Here is a 16701-nt window from a genome sequence, read left to right on the forward strand (position 1 = left end):
GTACACATAGGGTCTGGACGCTCCCGCGGCTCTGTCGTCCCTGGTGGTAGGGGGGTTGGCCGGGGCTTCCGGCAAGGGTGGAGTCCGGAAGTGAAGTTGGCTGAAAACATGCGGGCGCGAGTGTGCGAATAAGTCATTCGTGGGTGGAGATCCCGCCGGAACCATGGCATCCGCGGTGTGTTCCGGCCCCGGGACGGGAGTGCCGGCCCCGGGGTACTGCCCCTGTCGGGAGCGCTGTCGGGAGCGCTACCGGAACCCGGGCCGCGGCCCGTTGGGTCTTCTCCGCCCGGCGCAGCATCACCCGGCACGCCGCGGTGACCGTCACCAGCCCCAGGGTCGCGACGGCGGCGCCGTCGAAGGAGGTCCCGTAGACGACGAGGACCACGGGGACGAGCAGGCAGCTGAAGGCGGCCCAGCGCACCACGTCACCCGCGGGGTCGTCGCCGGGCCGGCGAGCCGGGTGCACGGACGGGTGAACGGCCGCGTGGTGGGAAGGCGGGAGGGGCGGAACGGACTGTGTCGGCGGAGCTGGCTGGACGGGGTGGACCGGATGACCGGGCACGGCGTACTCCCTGCGGGCTCTTCCTGGACGGTCGGACCCTTGTCCAACGCCGGGCGGCGCGGCTCGGTCACTGCGCGCACGGGTGGCTCGTCACTGCCTGTAGGGGGCAGCGGCCATTGCCAAGGAGCCCTCGCTCCGGCATGCTCCCTTCGACGCTCTCCAAGGGCGGCAAGGGGCGGCAAGCCCTGTGCACGGCAGGAGTGTCGCCGTACCCTGGGGGTAAGGGCTTGGGAAGATGGTTTCCCGGACAGACCCCCGTCACCCTGAGTCGCCGATTCCGCGCGACCCTGATCCCGAGGACCTTTCGCCGAGACGCCCATGGCCGGTCACGAATTCTCCGAACCCGCGGACCGCAAGCGCAAACCCCTCGCCGACTCCGTGTCGAGCGACCTGCGCGCGGTGGAACAGACACGTCTCGCCTGCGACCCGGCCTTCCGGCACGGGGTCGTGGTGGGATTCGACGGCTCGACGTCCAGCGAGCGCGCCCTCGCCTATGCGATCGGGATGGCCCGCCGCTCCGGCTCCGGCCTGATCATCGTCCATGTGGCCAATCGGCTGCCCACCACCGTGTGGGCGGGCTGTGAACCACCGGTCTTCGTGGACGTCCCGGACCATCGCACCGAGGTGCTCGGGCTGGAACTCGCCTGTGCCGACTACCTGACCGAGATCCCGTGGATCCTGGTGGAGCGCGGTGGGGACATCTGCCACGAGCTGGAGGAGGTCGGCCGCGAGTACTCGGCCGACGCCATCGTGGTCGGCTCCACCCAGGGCTTCGTCGGGCGCATCTTCGGCTCGGTGGCCGGACGCCTCGCCAAGCGCGCCCAGCGGCCGGTCGTCGTCATCCCGTGAGCCGCTCCGCGGAGCGATCCGCGGATCATCTCGTGACCGGTTGTGTTCGCTCCGTGACCCAGCCGTGACCCGTCGCGTGGTGGATTGAGCGGTTGTGAAGGGTACATAAAAGTCGCTGGGACACAGCATAAAACTGCAGATCGAAGGGAGCCCGCCGTGGACAATGATGTCTCTGCGGGAAGCACGGCCACGACTTCGACCCTGGGGCACCTGGCCCTGGGGCTGACCCTTCTCGCGTTCGGAATCGGCCACACCGGCATCATCGACGGAGTGTCGGCGGCCGATTCCGTCTCGCTCGCCACGTACCTCGGCGGCCTCGCCCTGTTCGTCCTCGGGATCCTCGAGTACCGGGGCGGCAACGGCTTCAACGGCACGGCCTTCGCCGGACTCGGCGTCTTCTGGTTCACCTGGGCCAGCGGCGCGGGGGACAAGGTGTCGGCCGACGCAGGCGGAACGTTTCTGGTGCTGTTCGCCCTGCTCGCGCTGACCCTCACGGTCGGTGCCTCGGGCGGACTGTTCGGGCAGGGCATGTACGCCCTGCTGTTCCTCTCGCTGGTGCTGCTGGCGATCTCGGCCTTCGCCGACAGCGGCTCGCTGGCCAAGGCGGCGGGCTGGGTCGCGGCGGTCTCCGGACTGCTCGGCTGGTACGGAGCCACGGCGGCCCTCGCCAAGTGGCCGATGGCGCTCGGCCGGCGCTCCGGCGGAGCCGTCGCCGCGAGCTGAACCACGAACCGCCCCCCGTGCGCCGTGCGCACGGGGGGCGGTTCGCTGCCGTCGGCGGCCGGTCCGACTACTCGACGGTGACCGACTTGGCCAGGTTGCGCGGCTTGTCGATGTCCCGGCCCAGGGACAGGGCCGTGTGGTAGGCCAGCAGCTGGAGCGGGATCCCCATCAGGATCGGGTCCAGCTCGTCCTCGTTCTTCGGCACCACGATGGTGTGGTCGGCCTTCTCCTGCTCGCGGTGGGCCACCGCGAGGATCCGGCCGCTGCGGGCCTTGATCTCCTCCAGGGCCGCGCGGTTCTTCTCCAGCAGGTCGTCGTCCGGCACGATCGCGACGGTGGGCATCGCGGGCTCGATCAGGGCGAGCGGGCCGTGCTTGAGCTCGGAGGCGGGGTAGGCCTCGGCGTGGATGTAGGAGATCTCCTTGAGCTTGAGGGAGGCCTCCAGCGCGACCGGGTAACCGCGGACCCGGCCGATGAACATCATCGACTTGGCCTCGGCGTACTCGGCGGCCAGCTGCTTGATGTCCTCCTCGCCCTCCAGGATCTCCTGGATCTGCGCGGGCAGCTTGCGCAGGCCCTCGATGATCCGCTTGCCGTCGGTGACGGACAGGTCGCGGATGCGGCCGAGGTGCACGGCGAGCAGCGCGAAGGCGACCACCGTGTTGGTGAAGCACTTGGTGGAGACGACGCAGACCTCCGGGCCGGCGTGCACGTACACGCCGCCGTCGGCCTCGCGGGCGATGGCCGAGCCGACCACGTTGACCACGCCGAGGACGCGGGCGCCCTTGCGCTTGAGCTCCTGCACCGCCGCGAGCACGTCGTAGGTCTCGCCCGACTGCGAGACCGCGATGTAGAGGGTGTCGGGGTCCACCACCGGGTTGCGGTAGCGGAATTCGGACGCGGGCTCGGCGTCGGCGGGGATCCGGGCCAGGCTCTCGATGAGGCCCGCGCCGATGAGGCCCGCGTGGTACGAGGTGCCGCAGCCCAGGATCTTGACGCGGCGGATGCCGCGCGCGTCGCGCGGGTCCAGGTTCAGGCCGCCCAGGTGCACGGTGGAGAAGCGGTCGTCGATCCGGCCGCGCAGCACGCGGTCGACCGCGTCGGGCTGCTCGGAGATCTCCTTGTGCATGTAGGTGTCGTGGCCGCCCATGTCGTAGGAGGCGGCCTCCCACTCCACGGTCTCGGGCGTGGCGGTGGTCGTCGTACCGCTCGTCGTGTAGGTGCGGAAGTCGTCGGCCTTGAGGGTCGCCATCTCGCCGTCGTTGAGGGTGACGACCTGGCGGGTGTGGGCGATCAGCGCGGCGACGTCGGAGGCGACGAGCATCTCCTTCTCGCCGATGCCGAGGATGACCGGCGAGCCGTTGCGGGCGACGACGATGCGGTCGGCGAAGTCGGCGTGCATCACGGCGATGCCGTAGGTGCCCTCGATGACCTTGAGCGCCTCGCGGACCTTCTCCTCCAGGGTGTTCGCCTGGGCGCGGGCGATCAGGTGGACGATCACCTCGGTGTCGGTCTCGGAGGCGAAGACGACTCCGTCGGCCTCCAGCTTGGCGCGCAGCTCGGAGGCGTTGTCGACGATGCCGTTGTGGACGACGGCGACCTTGTTGTCGGGGTCCATGTGCGGGTGGGAGTTGTGGTCGCTCGGGGCGCCGTGGGTGGCCCAGCGGGTGTGCGCGATGCCGGTGGTGCCGGTGAAGCGCTTGGGGACCTTCGCTTCCAGGTCGCGGACCCGGCCCTTGGCCTTGACCATCTTCAGCGCGGGGGACTTCGGGGTGTTGACGACCATGCCGGCCGAGTCGTAACCGCGGTACTCCAGGCGTGCCAGACCCTCCAGCAGCAGCGGTGCCACGTCACGCTTGCCGATGTAACCCACAATTCCGCACATACGGTTCTTGCCCCTCCTGAAGTTCGGTGTTCGTGCCCGGCGGCGGCCCCGTGGCCGCCCGGCCGGTTCAGCCGTAGACGATGCGGCGCAGCTGCCGCAGCGAGAGCTCCGGCGGCGCCACGGCGCGGTGCGGCAGTTCGCCCGCGATGCGCTCGAAGATGTCCGCGTTCACCGCGCCGCCGGACTGCAGCTCGCGGTGGCGGCGCCGGACGAATTCCTCGGTCGTCTCGTCGAAGTACGCGAGGACGTCGAGCACCACCCGGGCGGCTTCTCCGCGCTGGAGCGCGGTGCTGCGCACCAGGTGGTCGACGAGGTCGTCATGCGACGTGCGGCGATCGGACACCCGTAGATACTGGCCGGGGATCTCCGGGAATGCAAAGATCCTGCCCGAATTCGGGCAGGATCTAGCTGGTACGGACCAATGGAAGCGAATAATCCGGTCAGGATGCGGGTGGCTCGGTCAGAAACGACGCAAAACCGCCTGCTTCGTCGCCGCGAACTCCTCCGCGGTGAGGACCCCCGCCTGGTGCAGCTCGGCCAGCTCGCGCAGCCGCCGCAGCAGCACGTCGTGGTCCTCGGCCGGAGCCGGGCCCGCGCCGGAGCCGGTGGGTCCGGTCGCGGACAGCTCCTTCGGCGGCGCTGCGGCCGGTACGGCGTCCCGCGGCGCCGCCGGGTGCGGCATCCGCACCAGCACCGCGGCCGCGACCAGTGCCATCAGCGGGTCCTTCTTGAAGCCGAACAGCTCGACCGCGTAGGGGTCGTACTTCGCGGCGGGCGCGGACGGCGCCCCCGCGAGGCCGAAGCGGAGCCAGCCGTTCTCCAGCCCCGTCGCCGGGAACCACTCCACCGACCCCAGCGCGCCCACCCGGAAGTCCCGCGCGCCGAAGGAGCTCTTGGCCTGCTCCGTCTTCCAGTTCCACTCCAGCGACACCCGGTCCCCGTCGAAGGACACGGTCCCGTCCCCCGCGCCGACCGTGATCGGCACGGCGGGCCCGGCCAGCAGGTACGCGTCCACCGGCCCCGGATCCACCTGCTCCAGCAGCAGGGCGTTGCGCACCTCGTCCACGAAGTACTCCGCGACGCCGCTGCGGTTCGCCTCCACCGTCAGCACGTACGGATCGGAGCCCTCCGGCAGCCGTCCGCCCGAGACCTGGAGCAGCGGATCGGCCCCGTCCCGCAGGCGCAGCCGCAACCGGCCGGTCCTGCGCCCCGGTTCGTAGGAGATCCCCGCCAGCGCGCGCAGCGGGACGACCACCTCACCGAGGGTCTGCCGGAGCAGCCCCACCCCCTTGTCGCGGCCCGGAACGATGCGGACCGCTTCCCCGTCGAAGGTCCAATTGCCGTCCTTCTGGATGATTTCCGCCATCCAGGGATTCTCGCACCGCACGAGGCGCCTATACCTGGCCTCATGAGAGTCCCGCGCACCTGCGCCGCCCTGCTGGTCCTCATGACGGCGGTCTCCTGCACCGCCGCCCACGGGGACGACGCGAAACCGGGGGCCCCGGCGCCCGTGCTCCCCGCCTTCCAACGCCTGCTCCCGGCCCCCGAGCGGGCCAGGGCCGCCGCCCCGGGCACCGGCTACCGGTTGGAGCCGGGCACGGTGATCCGCGCCGGATCGGCCTCCTCCGGGGAGACCCGCGAGGCCGCCGAGCGGCTCGCCGAGCAGCTGCGCGCCAGCAGCGGGTACTCGCTGATGGTGGTGGACGGCGACCAGGCGAACGGGATCCTGCTGCGGATCGACGAGGACGCCGCCGAGCTGGGGGACGAGGGGTACGAGCTGACCTCGAACGCCGCCGCCGTGACCCTGACCGCGCGCACCCCGGCCGGACTCTTCTACGCCGTGCAGACCCTGCGCCAGCTCGTGCCGGCGGCGGGCGGCGGGATCGTCCAGGGCGGCACGATCACCGACCGGCCGCGCTTCGCCTACCGCGGCGCGATGCTCGACGTCGCCCGCCACTTCTTCCCGGTCGGCCAGGCCAAGCGGTACGTCGACCAGCTCGCCCAGTACAAGGTCAACAAGCTGCACGTGCACCTGAGCGACGACCAGGGCTGGCGGCTCGCCATCGACTCCTGGCCGCGCCTGGCGGAGTACGGGGGCGCCACCGAGGTCGGCACCGGGCCCGGCGGGTACTGGAGCAAGGAGGAGTACCGCTCCCTGGTGACGTACGCGGCCGAGCGGCACGTCGAGGTGGTGCCCGAGATCGACATGCCCGGGCACACGAACGCGGCGCTGGCCTCCTACGCGGAGCTGAACTGCGACGGCAAGGCCCCCAAGCGCTACACGGGGATCAGGGTCGGCTTCAGCTCCCTGTGCATGACCGAGCAGAAGAAGGAGGTGACGTACCGGTTCATCGACGAGGTGCTCGGCGAGCTCGCGGAGCTGACCCCCGGCCCGTACCTGCACATCGGCGGCGACGAGGCGCACAGCACCGGCGCGGCGGACTACGCGGCGTTCATGGACCAGGCGCAGAAGACGGTGGCGAAGTACGGCAAGACGGCCGTGGCCTGGCACCAGCTGGCGGCGGCCCGCCCGGCGGACGGCACGGTGCTCCAGTACTGGGGGACCGCGGCCACCTCGGCCGCGGAGAAGGGGCGGGTGGCGGACGCGGCGAAGAGCGGGCACCCGCTGATCCTGTCCCCGGCGGACCGGCTGTACCTCGACATGAAGTACGACCTGACCACGGGGCCGGGGCTGACCTGGGCCGGGTACGTGCCGGTGAAGAAGGCCTACGACTGGGACCCGGGCGGCTACCTGGGCGGGGCCGGAGTGCCGGAGTCCGCGGTGCTGGGGGTGGAGGCCCCGCTGTGGACCGAGACCATCGCGACCCGCGCCGACCTGGAGTTCATGGCCTTCCCGCGGGTGCTGGGCCTCGCGGAGCTGGGCTGGGCGCCCAAGGGCGCGCACGACTGGACGGCGTACCGCCAGCGGCTGGCGGAGCAGGGACCGCGCCTGGACGCGCAGGGCGTCACCTTCTACCGGGCCCCGGACGTCCCCTGGTCCTGACCCGTGGGGCCAGGCAGGGACGGGGTCGGGACCAGGGGACGGACGAGCCGGGCGCGCTGTGCGAGGGACCGTATCGGACAGCGCGCCCGGCCCGCGGTCACCGCCGCGCGAAGGGCGCGACGGGGTTCTTGAGGGTGCCGATCAGCTGCAGTGCGGCGGCCGGGTCGGCGAGGTCGACCATCTGCTTGTTGTTGCGCAGCTGGAGCCGGTTCAGGCAGGACAGCTGGAACTCCTCGGCGAAGAGGTCGTAGCGCGCGAAGCGCTCCGCCAGCTGCGGCATCGACTCCTGGTAGTCGTGTCCGCAGTCGGCGACCGCCCGCCAGAAGGTGGACTCCTCGCAGATGCCCTCCGCTTCCAGGATCGAGCCCAGGAAGCGGAAGAAGCAGTCGAAGACGTCCGTGAAGATCGACAGGAGCTTCATGTCCTCCGGGATGTCCGCCCGGACCCGCTCGACCGCGGGCGGCAGCACCGCGTCCGGGTCCATGACCACGATCTCCTCGGCGATGTCCTTGAAGATCGCCCGCTTCACCACGCCGCCCTCGATGACGAGGATGGTGTTCTCGCCGTGCGGCATGTACGCGAGGTCGTACTGGTAGAAGCAGTGCAGCAGCGGCACCAGGTAGGCGCGCAGGTACGAGCGCAGCCACTCGGCCGGGGTCAGCCCCGACTCCTCGATCAGGGCGCCCACGAAGGACCTGCCCTCGGAGTCGACGTGCAGCAGCGAGGCCATCGTGGCCAGGCGCTCGCCCTCGCGCAGGGACTCCACCGGGGACTCGCGCCAGAGCGCGGCCAGCATCTTGCGGTACGGGGAGTACCGGTCGGTGGCGCGCTCGTACTGGCGGTGGTGGTAGCCGATGGCCGCCCGCTCGCGGATGATCGAGAAGTCGACCGAGCGCAGCGTCTCGTCGCCCTGGATCAGCTGGTGCAGCCAGTCGTTGATGGCCGGGGTGGCCTCCATGTAGGCGGCGGAGAGGCCGCGCATGAAGCCCATGTTGAGGACCGAGATCGCCGTCTTGACGTAGTGCTTCCGCGGCGCGCTCTGGTTGAAGAAGGTCCGGATCGACTGCTGCGCGAGGTAGGCGTCCTCGCCCTCGCCCAGCAGCACCAGGCGGCGGTTCGCGATCTCGGCCGCGAAGGTGACGGAGGTCTTGTTCCACCACTGCCAGGGGTGCACCGGCAGCAGGTGGTAGTCCGCGAGGTCGAGACCGAGCTCGCGCAGTCGGGCGGCGAAGCCCTCGACGGCCTTCTCGCCCAGCTCGGCGCGGATGAAGGAGTCGTGGTCCAGGCCGGCGCCCGCGGTGAAGGTGGAGACGTCCCGGTGCGCGGCGACCCACACGAGGTGGACGGGGCTGGCGGCCTCCGGGGCGTAGGAGAGGAACTCGTGGACGCCGAAGCCGAGGCGGCCGTTGTTCGCCACGAAGCAGGGGTGGCCCTCGGTCATGCCGGTCTCGATGTCCTGGAAGGAGGACGTGGCGAGGACGGCGGCGGGGGTCTGTTCCTTCGTGTACTTGAAGGCGGAACCGGCGAGGGTGGAGGAGATCTCCTCCAGGTACACCGGCAGCACCTCGGGGCTCAGCCCGAGCGTCTCGCGCAGCTCGATGTGGAAGTCGAGCGCGTCGAGGGGGACTTCCCGGCCGTCCTGGTGACGGGTGATCGAGGGCTCCTCGACCGCCCAGTGGTCCAGGGCGTGGCGGCGCGCGGTGAAGCGGTACTCCACGCTCCCGTCGTCGCTGCGGACGGCGTAGCGGTCGTCGCCGAGCGGCTCGGGGGTGAGCAGGCGCTCGTGCGAGAACTCCGCGAGGCCCTTGCGGACGAGGGCGCGGTTGGCGCGGTCCCACAGCTCGGGGGAGAGGTGGGAGACGGCGTCGGCGAGGCTCATATGGAGGCTCCCTGCGCGGCCGTGGCCGCCTGGAACTGGGCGCGGGTGCAGAAGCTCAGCAGGGCTTCCTTCTCCGGCTTGGTGATCGGGCGGTCGGGCACGAAGCCGACGGCCTCGTTGAGGGCGTGCACGGCGGTGTTGGCGACGTCGGGCTCGACGACCACGCGCACGGTGGCCGGGTCCTCGAACAGGGCCGCCATGACGGTGGTGATGACGGCGCGGGTGAACCCGTGCACCGGCCGGTCGCTGGGGGCGACGAGGAAGTGCATGCCGACGTCCCCGGGCTGTGCGTCGTAGAGACCGACCAGCTCCAGCTCGCTCGGGTCGTAGCGCTCCATCAGGAAGGCCGGGCGGCCGTCGTGCAGTCCGATGAACGCGTCGTGGTGCTCGGCCGCGGCGATCTTCATGTACTCGCGCTCGACGTCCGGCAGCGAGGCGTCCTGCATCATCCAGAACGCGGCCTTCGGATGGGTGACCCAGCCGTGGAGCAGCTCCGCGTCGGCGAAGGGGTCCAGCGGGCGCAGGGCGAAGGTGCCCAGGGCCGGATCGGTGCGGGTGAAGAGGACGTCGGTGGTGCTCATGCCAGGGTGCCTTCCGGGGCGGCGAACTGCTGGAACGCGATGGACTTCTCGACCTTGTAGTACTCGCGGCCGAGCAGTTCCCCGACGATGTACGCGTTGCGGTACGCGGCCATGCCCAGGTCGGGCGAGGTGATGGAGTGGTTGTGGACCGTTCCGTTCTGGAGGAACACGCCGCGACCGGTGGTGTCGATGCTGTAGTTGCGGGCCGCGTCGGGTCGCCCGTGGCCGTCGAAGTTCAGCCGGTCGCGGATCGGGTCGAGGAAGCGCGGCACGCTGTACTTGTAGCCCGTGGCCAGCACCAGGCCCTCGGTGGAGAGGGTGAAGTCGCGCTCCTGCTCCTCCTGGCGCAGCCCCAGGGTGTAGGTGCCCGTGGTGGTGTCGTACGCCGCCGAGTTCAGCGAGGTGTTGGTCAGCAGGGTGGTCGGGACCGGGCCGGGCGAGGAGACCTTCTTCTGGTAGAGCAGGTCGAAGATGGCGTTGATCAGCTCGCCGTCGATGCCCTTGAAGAGGTTCTTCTGCGTGGTCTCCAGGCGGTAGCGGGTCTCCTCGGGGAGCGCGTGGAAGTAGTCCACGTACTCGGGGGAGGTCATCTCCAGCGTCAGCTTGGTGTACTCCAGCGGGAAGAACCGCGGGGAGCGGGTGACCCAGTTGAGCTGGTAGCCGTGGACGTCGATCTCCGAGAGGAGGTCGTAGTAGATCTCGGCCGCGCTCTGGCCCGAGCCGACCAGGGTGATCGACTTCTTCTTCTGCAGCTCCGCCTTGTTCTGCATGTAGGCGGAGTTGTGCGTGAAGTCGCCGCCCAGCGTCTCGCAGGCCTGCGGGACGAAGGGCGGGGTGCCGGTGCCGAGGACCAGGCGGCGGGCGCGGTGCACGGAGCCCTGGTCGGTGTGGACCTCGTACAGCCCGGCCTGCTCGTCGTAGGTGACCTCGGTGACGGAGGTCGAGTAGAGGACGTTCTCCAGGCGGTCGGCGGCCCAGCGGCAGTAGTCGTTGTACTCGGCCCGCAGCGGGTAGAAGTTCTCCCGGATGTAGAAGGAGTACAGCCGGTCCTTGTCCTTCAGGTAGTTCAGGAAGGAGAAGGGCGAGGTCGGGTCGGCCAGCGTGACCAGGTCGGACATGAACGGCGTCTGCAGGTGCGCGCCGTCCAGGAACATCCCGGCGTGCCACTCGAAGTGCGGCTTCGACTCGATGAACAGGCCGTCGAGTTCGTCGATCGGCGCCGTCAGGCAGGCCAGTCCCAGGTTGAAGGGACCGAGTCCGATGGCGATGAAGTCGTGGGGCCCGCGGGGGTCACGGAGGTCACGAGGCGTGGACAAGGGATTCTCCCAGGTACTGCTCGGCGTGGGCGGCGAGCAGGTCGAGGACGGCCGCGATGTCGGACGTCGTGGTCTGCGGGTTGAGGAGGGTGAACTTCAAGTACTGGTCGCCGTCCACCTTGGTGCCGGCGACGACGGCCTCGCCCGAGGCGAAGAGGGCCTTGCGGGCGTGCAGGTTCGCCTCGTCGATCAGGTCGGCGCGGAACTCGCCCGCTTCCGGACCGGGGACGTAGCGGAAGACCAGGGTGGAGATCTGCGGCTCGACGACGACCTGGAAGCGCGGGTCGGCGGCGATCAGCTTCCAGCCCTCGGCGGCCAGGTCGATGACCTCGTCGAAGAGCGAGCCGATGCCGTCCGCGCCCATCACGCGCAGGGTCATCCAGAGCTTGAGCGCGTCGAAGCGGCGCGTGGTCTGGATCGACTTGTCGACCTGGTTGGGGATGCGCTCCTCGGCCATCCGGCGCGGGTTGAGGTAGTCCGCGTGGTACGTGGCGTGCTTCAGGGTGTCGCGGTCGCGGACCAGCATCGCGCTGGAGGAGACGGGCTGGAAGAACGACTTGTGGTAGTCGACCGTGACCGAGTCGGCCCGCTCGATGCCGTCCAGGAGGTGGCGGCGGGTGGGGGAGGCCAGCAGGCCGCAGCCGTAGGCGGCGTCGACGTGCATCCACGCGCCGTGCTCGGCGGCCAGGTCGGCGATCTCCTGGAGCGGGTCGATGGACCCGAAGTCGGTGGTGCCCGCGGTGGCGACGACGGCCATCGGGAAGAGGCCCTCGCGGGCGCAGTTCTCCAGCTCCAGGGCGAGGACCGAGGTGTCCATCCGGCGCTTGGAGTCGCAGGGCACCGAGATGACCGCTTCGTAGCCGAGGCCGAGCATGGCGGCCGACTTCTTGACGCTGAAGTGGCTGCACTCGGAGGTGAAGATGCGCAGTTTCGGCAGCACCTGCGACTTGGGCAGCTCGGTGGCGCTGTTCTGCATGACGATCCGGCAGGCCTCGTCACGGGCGAGGAGCAGCGCGTGGAAGTTCGACTGGCTGCCGCCGGAGGTGAAGACGCCGTCCGCGGCGGGGCCGAGGCCGATGCGCTGGGTGGTCCAGTCGATCAGGCGGCGCTCGATGAGCGTGCCGCCGATGGACTGGTCCCAGGTGTCGAGCGAGGAGTTGACGGCCGAGAGGACCGCCTCGCCGAGCACGGCCGGTATGACGACCGGGCAGTTGAGGTGGCCGAGGTAGCGCGGGTGGTGGAAGTACACCGCGTCGCGCAGGTAGACCTCTTCCAGCTCGTCCAGGACGAGGGCCGGGTCCTCCAGCGGCTTGTCCAGGTCGATCCCGTTGATGACCGGGGCGAGTTCGTCGACGGATATACCGGTGTGGGGGCGCTCCGTGGTGGCGATCTTGGCCGCCACGCGCGAGACGCCCTCGGTGACAGAACGCCGGTAGAGGTCCGCGGTCGTCTCGTTGAGCAGATGCTGGCGCATCAACTGGTTCCTCCGGGCAGGGAAGAGGGGGTGGGGTGCGAGGATTAGGTTAGCCTAACCTAACTCGCAGACCAAATAGAGATGGGCCCCGGCCAAAAGCCGGGGCCCATCTCGCAAGTCGGGTACTACAGAGCGGAGTCGGGGTCCTCGCTCGGAGCCTTGCCCGCGTACGCCTCGGCGAGGAGCTGCTCCTCGCTCTTTCCGAGCCGCCAGTAACCGGTGAAGCGCACCGCGCGCCGGTCGACGGAACGTTCCTGCACGACGTGGCGACGGACCGCCCGAATCGTGCCCGACTCGCCCGCGATCCATGCGTACGGAGCCCGCGCGTCCGGGAGTTCGGCCGCCCGCAGCACCTCCAGGACCTGGTCGGTGCGCCCGGGGCCCTGGTCCGCGCGGACGATCCAGGTGATGTCGACGTCCGCCGGGCTCGCCAGCGCGAGCCGGTCGTCCTCGTGGGGCACCTCGAACCAGGCCTTCACCGGCGTGCCGGCGGGGAGCCGCTCCAGGACGGCCGCGGCCGCGGGCAGCGCCGTCTCGTCCGCGTACATCAGGACCGCGTCGGTGCCCGCGGGCGGCTGGAACCGGACGGACTTGTTCTCCGCGACGGCCGGGCCGATCGCCATGATCCGGCGGCCGGAAACCGCCCTGCCCGCCCAGGAGGAGGCGGGGCTGACGTCGCCGTGCAGGACGAAGTCGATGTCGACCTCGTCCACGCCCTCGGGCGTACGGCGCTGCTCGCGCACGGTGTAGGAGCGCATCACCGGACGCTCCTCGTCCGGCATCCCGCGCCAGGCGCCGAACCAGGTGTCCTCGTCCGTGGACGGGAGCGCGGTGTGCTCCTGGTGGGGCTGCGGGAGGAAGAGCGAGAGGCTCTGGTCGTAGCCGCCGGAGCGGAAGTCCGCGAGCTCGGCTCCGCCGAACGTGACGCGCAGGAAGGAATGGCCGAGGCGCCGGGTGCGCAGCACTTCCATGGTGAAGAAGCGGAAGTGGGCGACGGCGGCCGGGGCCGGTGCGGTGACGGTCATGCGGAGGATCCCCCCTGGGATGCGGTGCGTGCGAGGCGTGCGACGACCTGTGCGGCGGCGCCCGGCGGGTGGTCAGGGCCGGGCGCCGCCGCGGGATCAGCCGAGCTTCTTGGCCTTCTCGATCGAGGCGGCGAGGTCCTCGACGAGCTTGGCGGCCTTGTCGTAGGAGTAGATCGGCTCGGTCACGCGCGGGATGACCTGACCGGCCTTGACGGCGGGCAGCTCGTTCCAGGTCGGCTTGGCCTTGAGCGCCTCGGGCTGGAGGGTGGCGCTGCGGTTGTCGAGCATGATCACGTCGGCCTTGTACTTGCCGGCGTTCTCCCAGCTGAGGGCCTCGAAGAAGCCGCCCTCTTCCAGCTTCTCCGGGGTGACGAACTCGACGCCCAGCTCCTGGAAGAACTTCAGGTCGGCCGAGGTCTTCGGGGTGGAGACGTAGAACATCTGGTCGGCGCCGGAGCCGACGAGCACCTTGACGCCCGGGTTGGCCTTGGTGGCCGCGCGCAGCTTGGCGGAGGCCGCCTCGAAGCGGGCCTTGGCGTCGACGACGTTCTTGGCGTTCATGTCGGCGCCCAGGGACTTCGCCAGCTCGGCCATCCGCTCCAGCGGCTTGGTCAGGCTGACGTCGCCGCCCACGGAGACGGCGGCGGCCGGGGCCAGCTTCAGGATCTTGTCCTTGGAGGCCTCCGGGACGTACCAGTACGTGCCGTCCCAGGTGTTGGTGAGCAGGAGGTCGGGCTGCAGGGCCGCGTACTTCTCCACGTTGAACTGGTCGTAGACGTTGCCGAGGACCTCGACCTTGGAGACGTCCATCGAACCGGCCTGCACGTCGGGCTTGCCGTCCGGCAGGGTCGTCGGGCCGAACACGCCCTTGACCGGGATGCCGTAGTCGTACAGCGCGGCGGCCGTACCGGTGAAGGCGACGATGTTCTTCGGCTTGGCCTTGAGGGAGACCGTCTTGCCGAGGTCGTCCTTGAAGGTCCAAGCGCCCTGGCTGGCGCCCGCCTTGTCCGCGTCGCCCTTCTCCGTTTTGGCGTCCGAGCCGCCGCACGCGGTGAGCGCGGCGACGAGACCGAGGGCGCCACCCGCGGCGATCAGGCCGCGACGGGTGAGGAGGGAGGAACGGGACTTGGGCATGTGGGTGTCCGCTTTCGTGCGTTGCAGGGGCCGCTCTCGGCCGTTCGGAACGAAGGTTAGCCTAACCTCATGCCCTGTGGGTAAGGGGGGCCTAAGTTCCTTACCGGAACGTGATCCGGCGCCCGCCGCGGGTGCGACGGGCGCCGGATCACGCCGGTGTGCGGGGCGGCCGGGTCAGCCGGAGAAGCCCAGCTCGCGCGCGATGAGCATGCGCTGGACCTCGCTCGTGCCCTCGCCGATCTCCAGGATCTTGGAATCGCGCCACATACGGGCGACGGGGTACTCGTTCATGAAGCCGTACCCGCCGTGGATCTGGGTGGCCTCGCGGGCGTTGTCGACGGCGACCGTCGAGGAGTACAGCTTCGCGAGCGCCGCCTCCTTCTTGAACGGCTCCCCGTGCACCAGCCGGGACGCCGCGTCCCGCCAGCCGAGCCGCGCCATGTGGGCGCGCATCTCCATGTCCGCCAGCTTGAACTGGATGGCCTGGTTGTCGCCGATCGCGCGGCCGAAGGCGTGGCGCTCCTTGGCGTACTTCACCGACTCGTCCACGCAGCCCTGGGCCAGGCCCGTGGCGAGCGCGGAGATGGCGATCCGGCCCTCGTCCAGGATCCGCAGGAACTGGGCGTAGCCGCGGCCCTCCGCGCCCACCAGGTTCGCCAGCGGCACCCGGACGTCGGCGAAGGACAGTTCACGGGTGTCGGAGGAGTTCCAGCCGACCTTGGAGTACGGCGCGGCCACCGTGAAGCCGGGGGTTCCCGACGGCACGATGATCGACGAGATCTCGGGGCGGCCGTCGGCCTTGCGGCCGGTGACGGCGGTGACCGTGACCAGGCCGGTGATGTCGGTGCCGGAGTTGGTGATGAAGCACTTGGACCCGTTGATCACCCACTCGTCACCGTCGCGGACGGCCGTGGTGCGGGTGCCGCCCGCGTCCGAACCGCCGTCCGGCTCGGTCAGGCCGAAGGCGCCGAGGATCTCGCCGGAGCACATCCGCGGCAGCCACTCCCGCTTCTGCTCCTCGGTGCCGAACAGGTGGATCGGCATGGCGCCCAGCGAGACGCCCGCCTCCAGGGTGATGGCGACGGAGGAGTCGACGCGGGCCAGCTCCTCCAGGGCGATGCCGAGGGCGAGGTAGTCGCCGCCCATGCCGCCGTACTCCTCCGGGAAGGGCAGGCCGAAGAGGCCCATCCGGCCCATCTCGCGGACGATCTCGTACGGGAACTCGTGGCGCTCGTAGAGGTCGCCGATCTTCGGGGCGACCACGTCGTGCGCGAACGCCTCGACGGTGCGGCGGAGTTCCTCGTGCTCGGGGGTGAGCCGGTGGTCGAGGGCCATGGTTCTACTGCTCCTTGTGGGAGAGGGCTTTGACGGTGCGGGAGGGGCTGGGCCGGCCCAGCTGTTCGGCCATCCACACGCTCGTGGCGGTGAGGGCGGCCAGGTCGACCCCGGTGTCGATGCCGAGGCCGTCGAGCATCCACACGAGGTCCTCGGTGGCGAGGTTCCCGGTGGCGCTCTTCGCGTACGGGCACCCGCCGAGGCCGCCCGCGGAGGCGTCGACGGTGGTGACGCCGTGCTGGAGGGCCGCGAGGGTGTTGGAGAGGGCCTGTCCGTAGGTGTCGTGGAAGTGGACCCCGATCCGGTCGGTCCCCACGCCCGCCTCGTTCAGCGCGGACAGCAGCGCCTGCACGTGGCCGGGGGTGGCGACGCCGATGGTGTCGCCGAGGCTCAGTTCGTCGCAGCCGAGGTCGAGCAGGGCCTTGGCCACCCGGACGACCTGGTGGACCGGGACCGGCCCCTCCCACGGGTCGCCGAAGCACATCGAGAGGTAGCCGCGCACGTGCGCCCGGCCCGCCTTGGCGCGGGCGACGACCGGATCGAACATCGCGAGGGACTCGGCGACGCTCCGGTTGAGGTTGCGCGCGGCGAAGGTCTCGGTCGCCGAACCGAAGACGGCGATCCGGCTCGCGCCGAGGGCCAGGGCCCGGTCCAGGCCCCGCTCGTTGGGCACGAGCACCGGCAGGGCGGCGGGGACGTCGGACAGCAGCGGGAACAGGGTCTCCGCGTCGGCCAGTTGGGGCACCCACTTGGGGTGCACGAAGCTGGTCGCCTCGATGGTGGTGAGGCCCGCCGCGGCGAGGCGGTGGATGAACTCCGCCTTCACCTCGGTGGGGACGGAGGCCTTCTCGTTCTGCAGGCCGTCGCGGGCGCCGACCTCGTGGATGCGGACCCGGGCCGGCAGGTCGGGCGCGGGGAAGGCCATCGGGAGCCC

At 70.5% G+C, this 16701-nt stretch carries 15 protein-coding genes; 3 read left to right on the forward strand and 12 right to left on the reverse strand.

The features are described from left to right. Positions 1-133: 133 nt before the first annotated feature. On the reverse strand, positions 134-466 hold the full coding sequence (locus ACFWAR_RS03785) for a hypothetical protein (RefSeq protein WP_385772678.1): 333 nt from the start codon (positions 464-466) through the stop codon (positions 134-136). Between the two features lie 414 nt (positions 467-880). Between ACFWAR_RS03785 and ACFWAR_RS03790 the strand changes: the two genes are divergently transcribed. Both ACFWAR_RS03790 and ACFWAR_RS03795 read left to right on the forward strand, forming a co-directional pair. After that, positions 881-1411 (forward strand): universal stress protein, encoded by a 531-nt coding sequence (locus ACFWAR_RS03790; RefSeq protein ID WP_385772680.1) that lies wholly within the window; start codon positions 881-883, stop codon positions 1409-1411. Positions 1412-1567: 156 nt separating this feature from the next. Further along, positions 1568-2134, forward strand: coding sequence for a GPR1/FUN34/YaaH family transporter (locus ACFWAR_RS03795; RefSeq protein WP_385772682.1), 567 nt, complete (start codon positions 1568-1570; stop codon positions 2132-2134). Between the two features lie 67 nt (positions 2135-2201). Here ACFWAR_RS03795 and glmS read toward each other — a convergent pair whose 3' ends face one another. The 3 genes from glmS to ACFWAR_RS03810 all read right to left on the reverse strand — a co-directional run bounded on the left by glmS (position 2202) and on the right by ACFWAR_RS03810 (position 5385). Next, entirely contained in the window at positions 2202-4019 is a 1818-nt protein-coding gene (gene glmS, locus ACFWAR_RS03800; protein ID WP_385772684.1) for a glutamine--fructose-6-phosphate transaminase (isomerizing), read from the reverse strand. A 67-nt stretch (positions 4020-4086) separates the two neighbouring features. Next, entirely contained in the window at positions 4087-4362 is a 276-nt protein-coding gene (locus ACFWAR_RS03805; protein ID WP_354382483.1) for a hypothetical protein, read from the reverse strand. A gap of 117 nt (positions 4363-4479) precedes the next feature. Further along, positions 4480-5385: a DUF4429 domain-containing protein gene (locus ACFWAR_RS03810; protein ID WP_385772686.1), complete on the reverse strand. Its 906-nt coding sequence runs from the start codon at positions 5383-5385 to the stop codon at positions 4480-4482. Between the two features lie 42 nt (positions 5386-5427). Between ACFWAR_RS03810 and ACFWAR_RS03815 the strand changes: the two genes are divergently transcribed. Then, on the forward strand, positions 5428-7023 hold the full coding sequence (locus tag ACFWAR_RS03815) for a beta-N-acetylhexosaminidase (RefSeq protein ID WP_385772688.1): 1596 nt from the start codon (positions 5428-5430) through the stop codon (positions 7021-7023). A gap of 97 nt (positions 7024-7120) precedes the next feature. On the opposite strand, the gene ACFWAR_RS03820 is transcribed toward ACFWAR_RS03815, so the two are convergent. The 8 genes from ACFWAR_RS03820 to ACFWAR_RS03855 form a co-directional block, all read right to left on the reverse strand. After that, a complete protein-coding gene (locus ACFWAR_RS03820) occupies positions 7121-8902 on the reverse strand; it encodes an IucA/IucC family protein (protein ID WP_385772690.1) in 1782 nt (593 codons plus the stop codon). Beyond that, positions 8899-9483, reverse strand: a complete 585-nt coding sequence (locus ACFWAR_RS03825) for a GNAT family N-acetyltransferase (RefSeq protein WP_385772692.1) — start codon at positions 9481-9483, stop codon at positions 8899-8901. Before ACFWAR_RS03825 ends, ACFWAR_RS03820 begins: the two co-directional genes overlap by 4 nt. Continuing rightward, a complete protein-coding gene (locus ACFWAR_RS03830) occupies positions 9480-10799 on the reverse strand; it encodes a lysine N(6)-hydroxylase/L-ornithine N(5)-oxygenase family protein (protein WP_385772694.1) in 1320 nt (439 codons plus the stop codon). The genes ACFWAR_RS03825 and ACFWAR_RS03830 overlap by 4 nt, the downstream gene beginning before the upstream one ends. Next, positions 10783-12273: a pyridoxal phosphate-dependent decarboxylase family protein gene (locus ACFWAR_RS03835; protein ID WP_385772696.1), complete on the reverse strand. Its 1491-nt coding sequence runs from the start codon at positions 12271-12273 to the stop codon at positions 10783-10785. The genes ACFWAR_RS03830 and ACFWAR_RS03835 overlap by 17 nt, the downstream gene beginning before the upstream one ends. 125 nt (positions 12274-12398) lie before the next feature. Beyond that, positions 12399-13298 (reverse strand): siderophore-interacting protein, encoded by a 900-nt coding sequence (locus tag ACFWAR_RS03840; protein ID WP_385772698.1) that lies wholly within the window; start codon positions 13296-13298, stop codon positions 12399-12401. 96 nt (positions 13299-13394) lie between these two features. Next, positions 13395-14432: an ABC transporter substrate-binding protein gene (locus tag ACFWAR_RS03845; RefSeq protein WP_385772700.1), complete on the reverse strand. Its 1038-nt coding sequence runs from the start codon at positions 14430-14432 to the stop codon at positions 13395-13397. 174 nt (positions 14433-14606) lie between these two features. Then, the gene (locus ACFWAR_RS03850; protein ID WP_385772702.1) at positions 14607-15767 is read right to left on the reverse strand and encodes an acyl-CoA dehydrogenase family protein; all 1161 of its coding nucleotides are present in this window, start codon (positions 15765-15767) and stop codon (positions 14607-14609) included. A 4-nt stretch (positions 15768-15771) separates the two neighbouring features. After that, positions 15772-16692: a hydroxymethylglutaryl-CoA lyase gene (locus ACFWAR_RS03855; RefSeq protein ID WP_385772857.1), complete on the reverse strand. Its 921-nt coding sequence runs from the start codon at positions 16690-16692 to the stop codon at positions 15772-15774. Positions 16693-16701: the final 9 nt, after the last annotated feature.

The organism is Streptomyces sp. NPDC059917, from assembly GCF_042730635.1.
Lineage (GTDB): Bacteria > Actinomycetota > Actinomycetes > Streptomycetales > Streptomycetaceae > Streptomyces.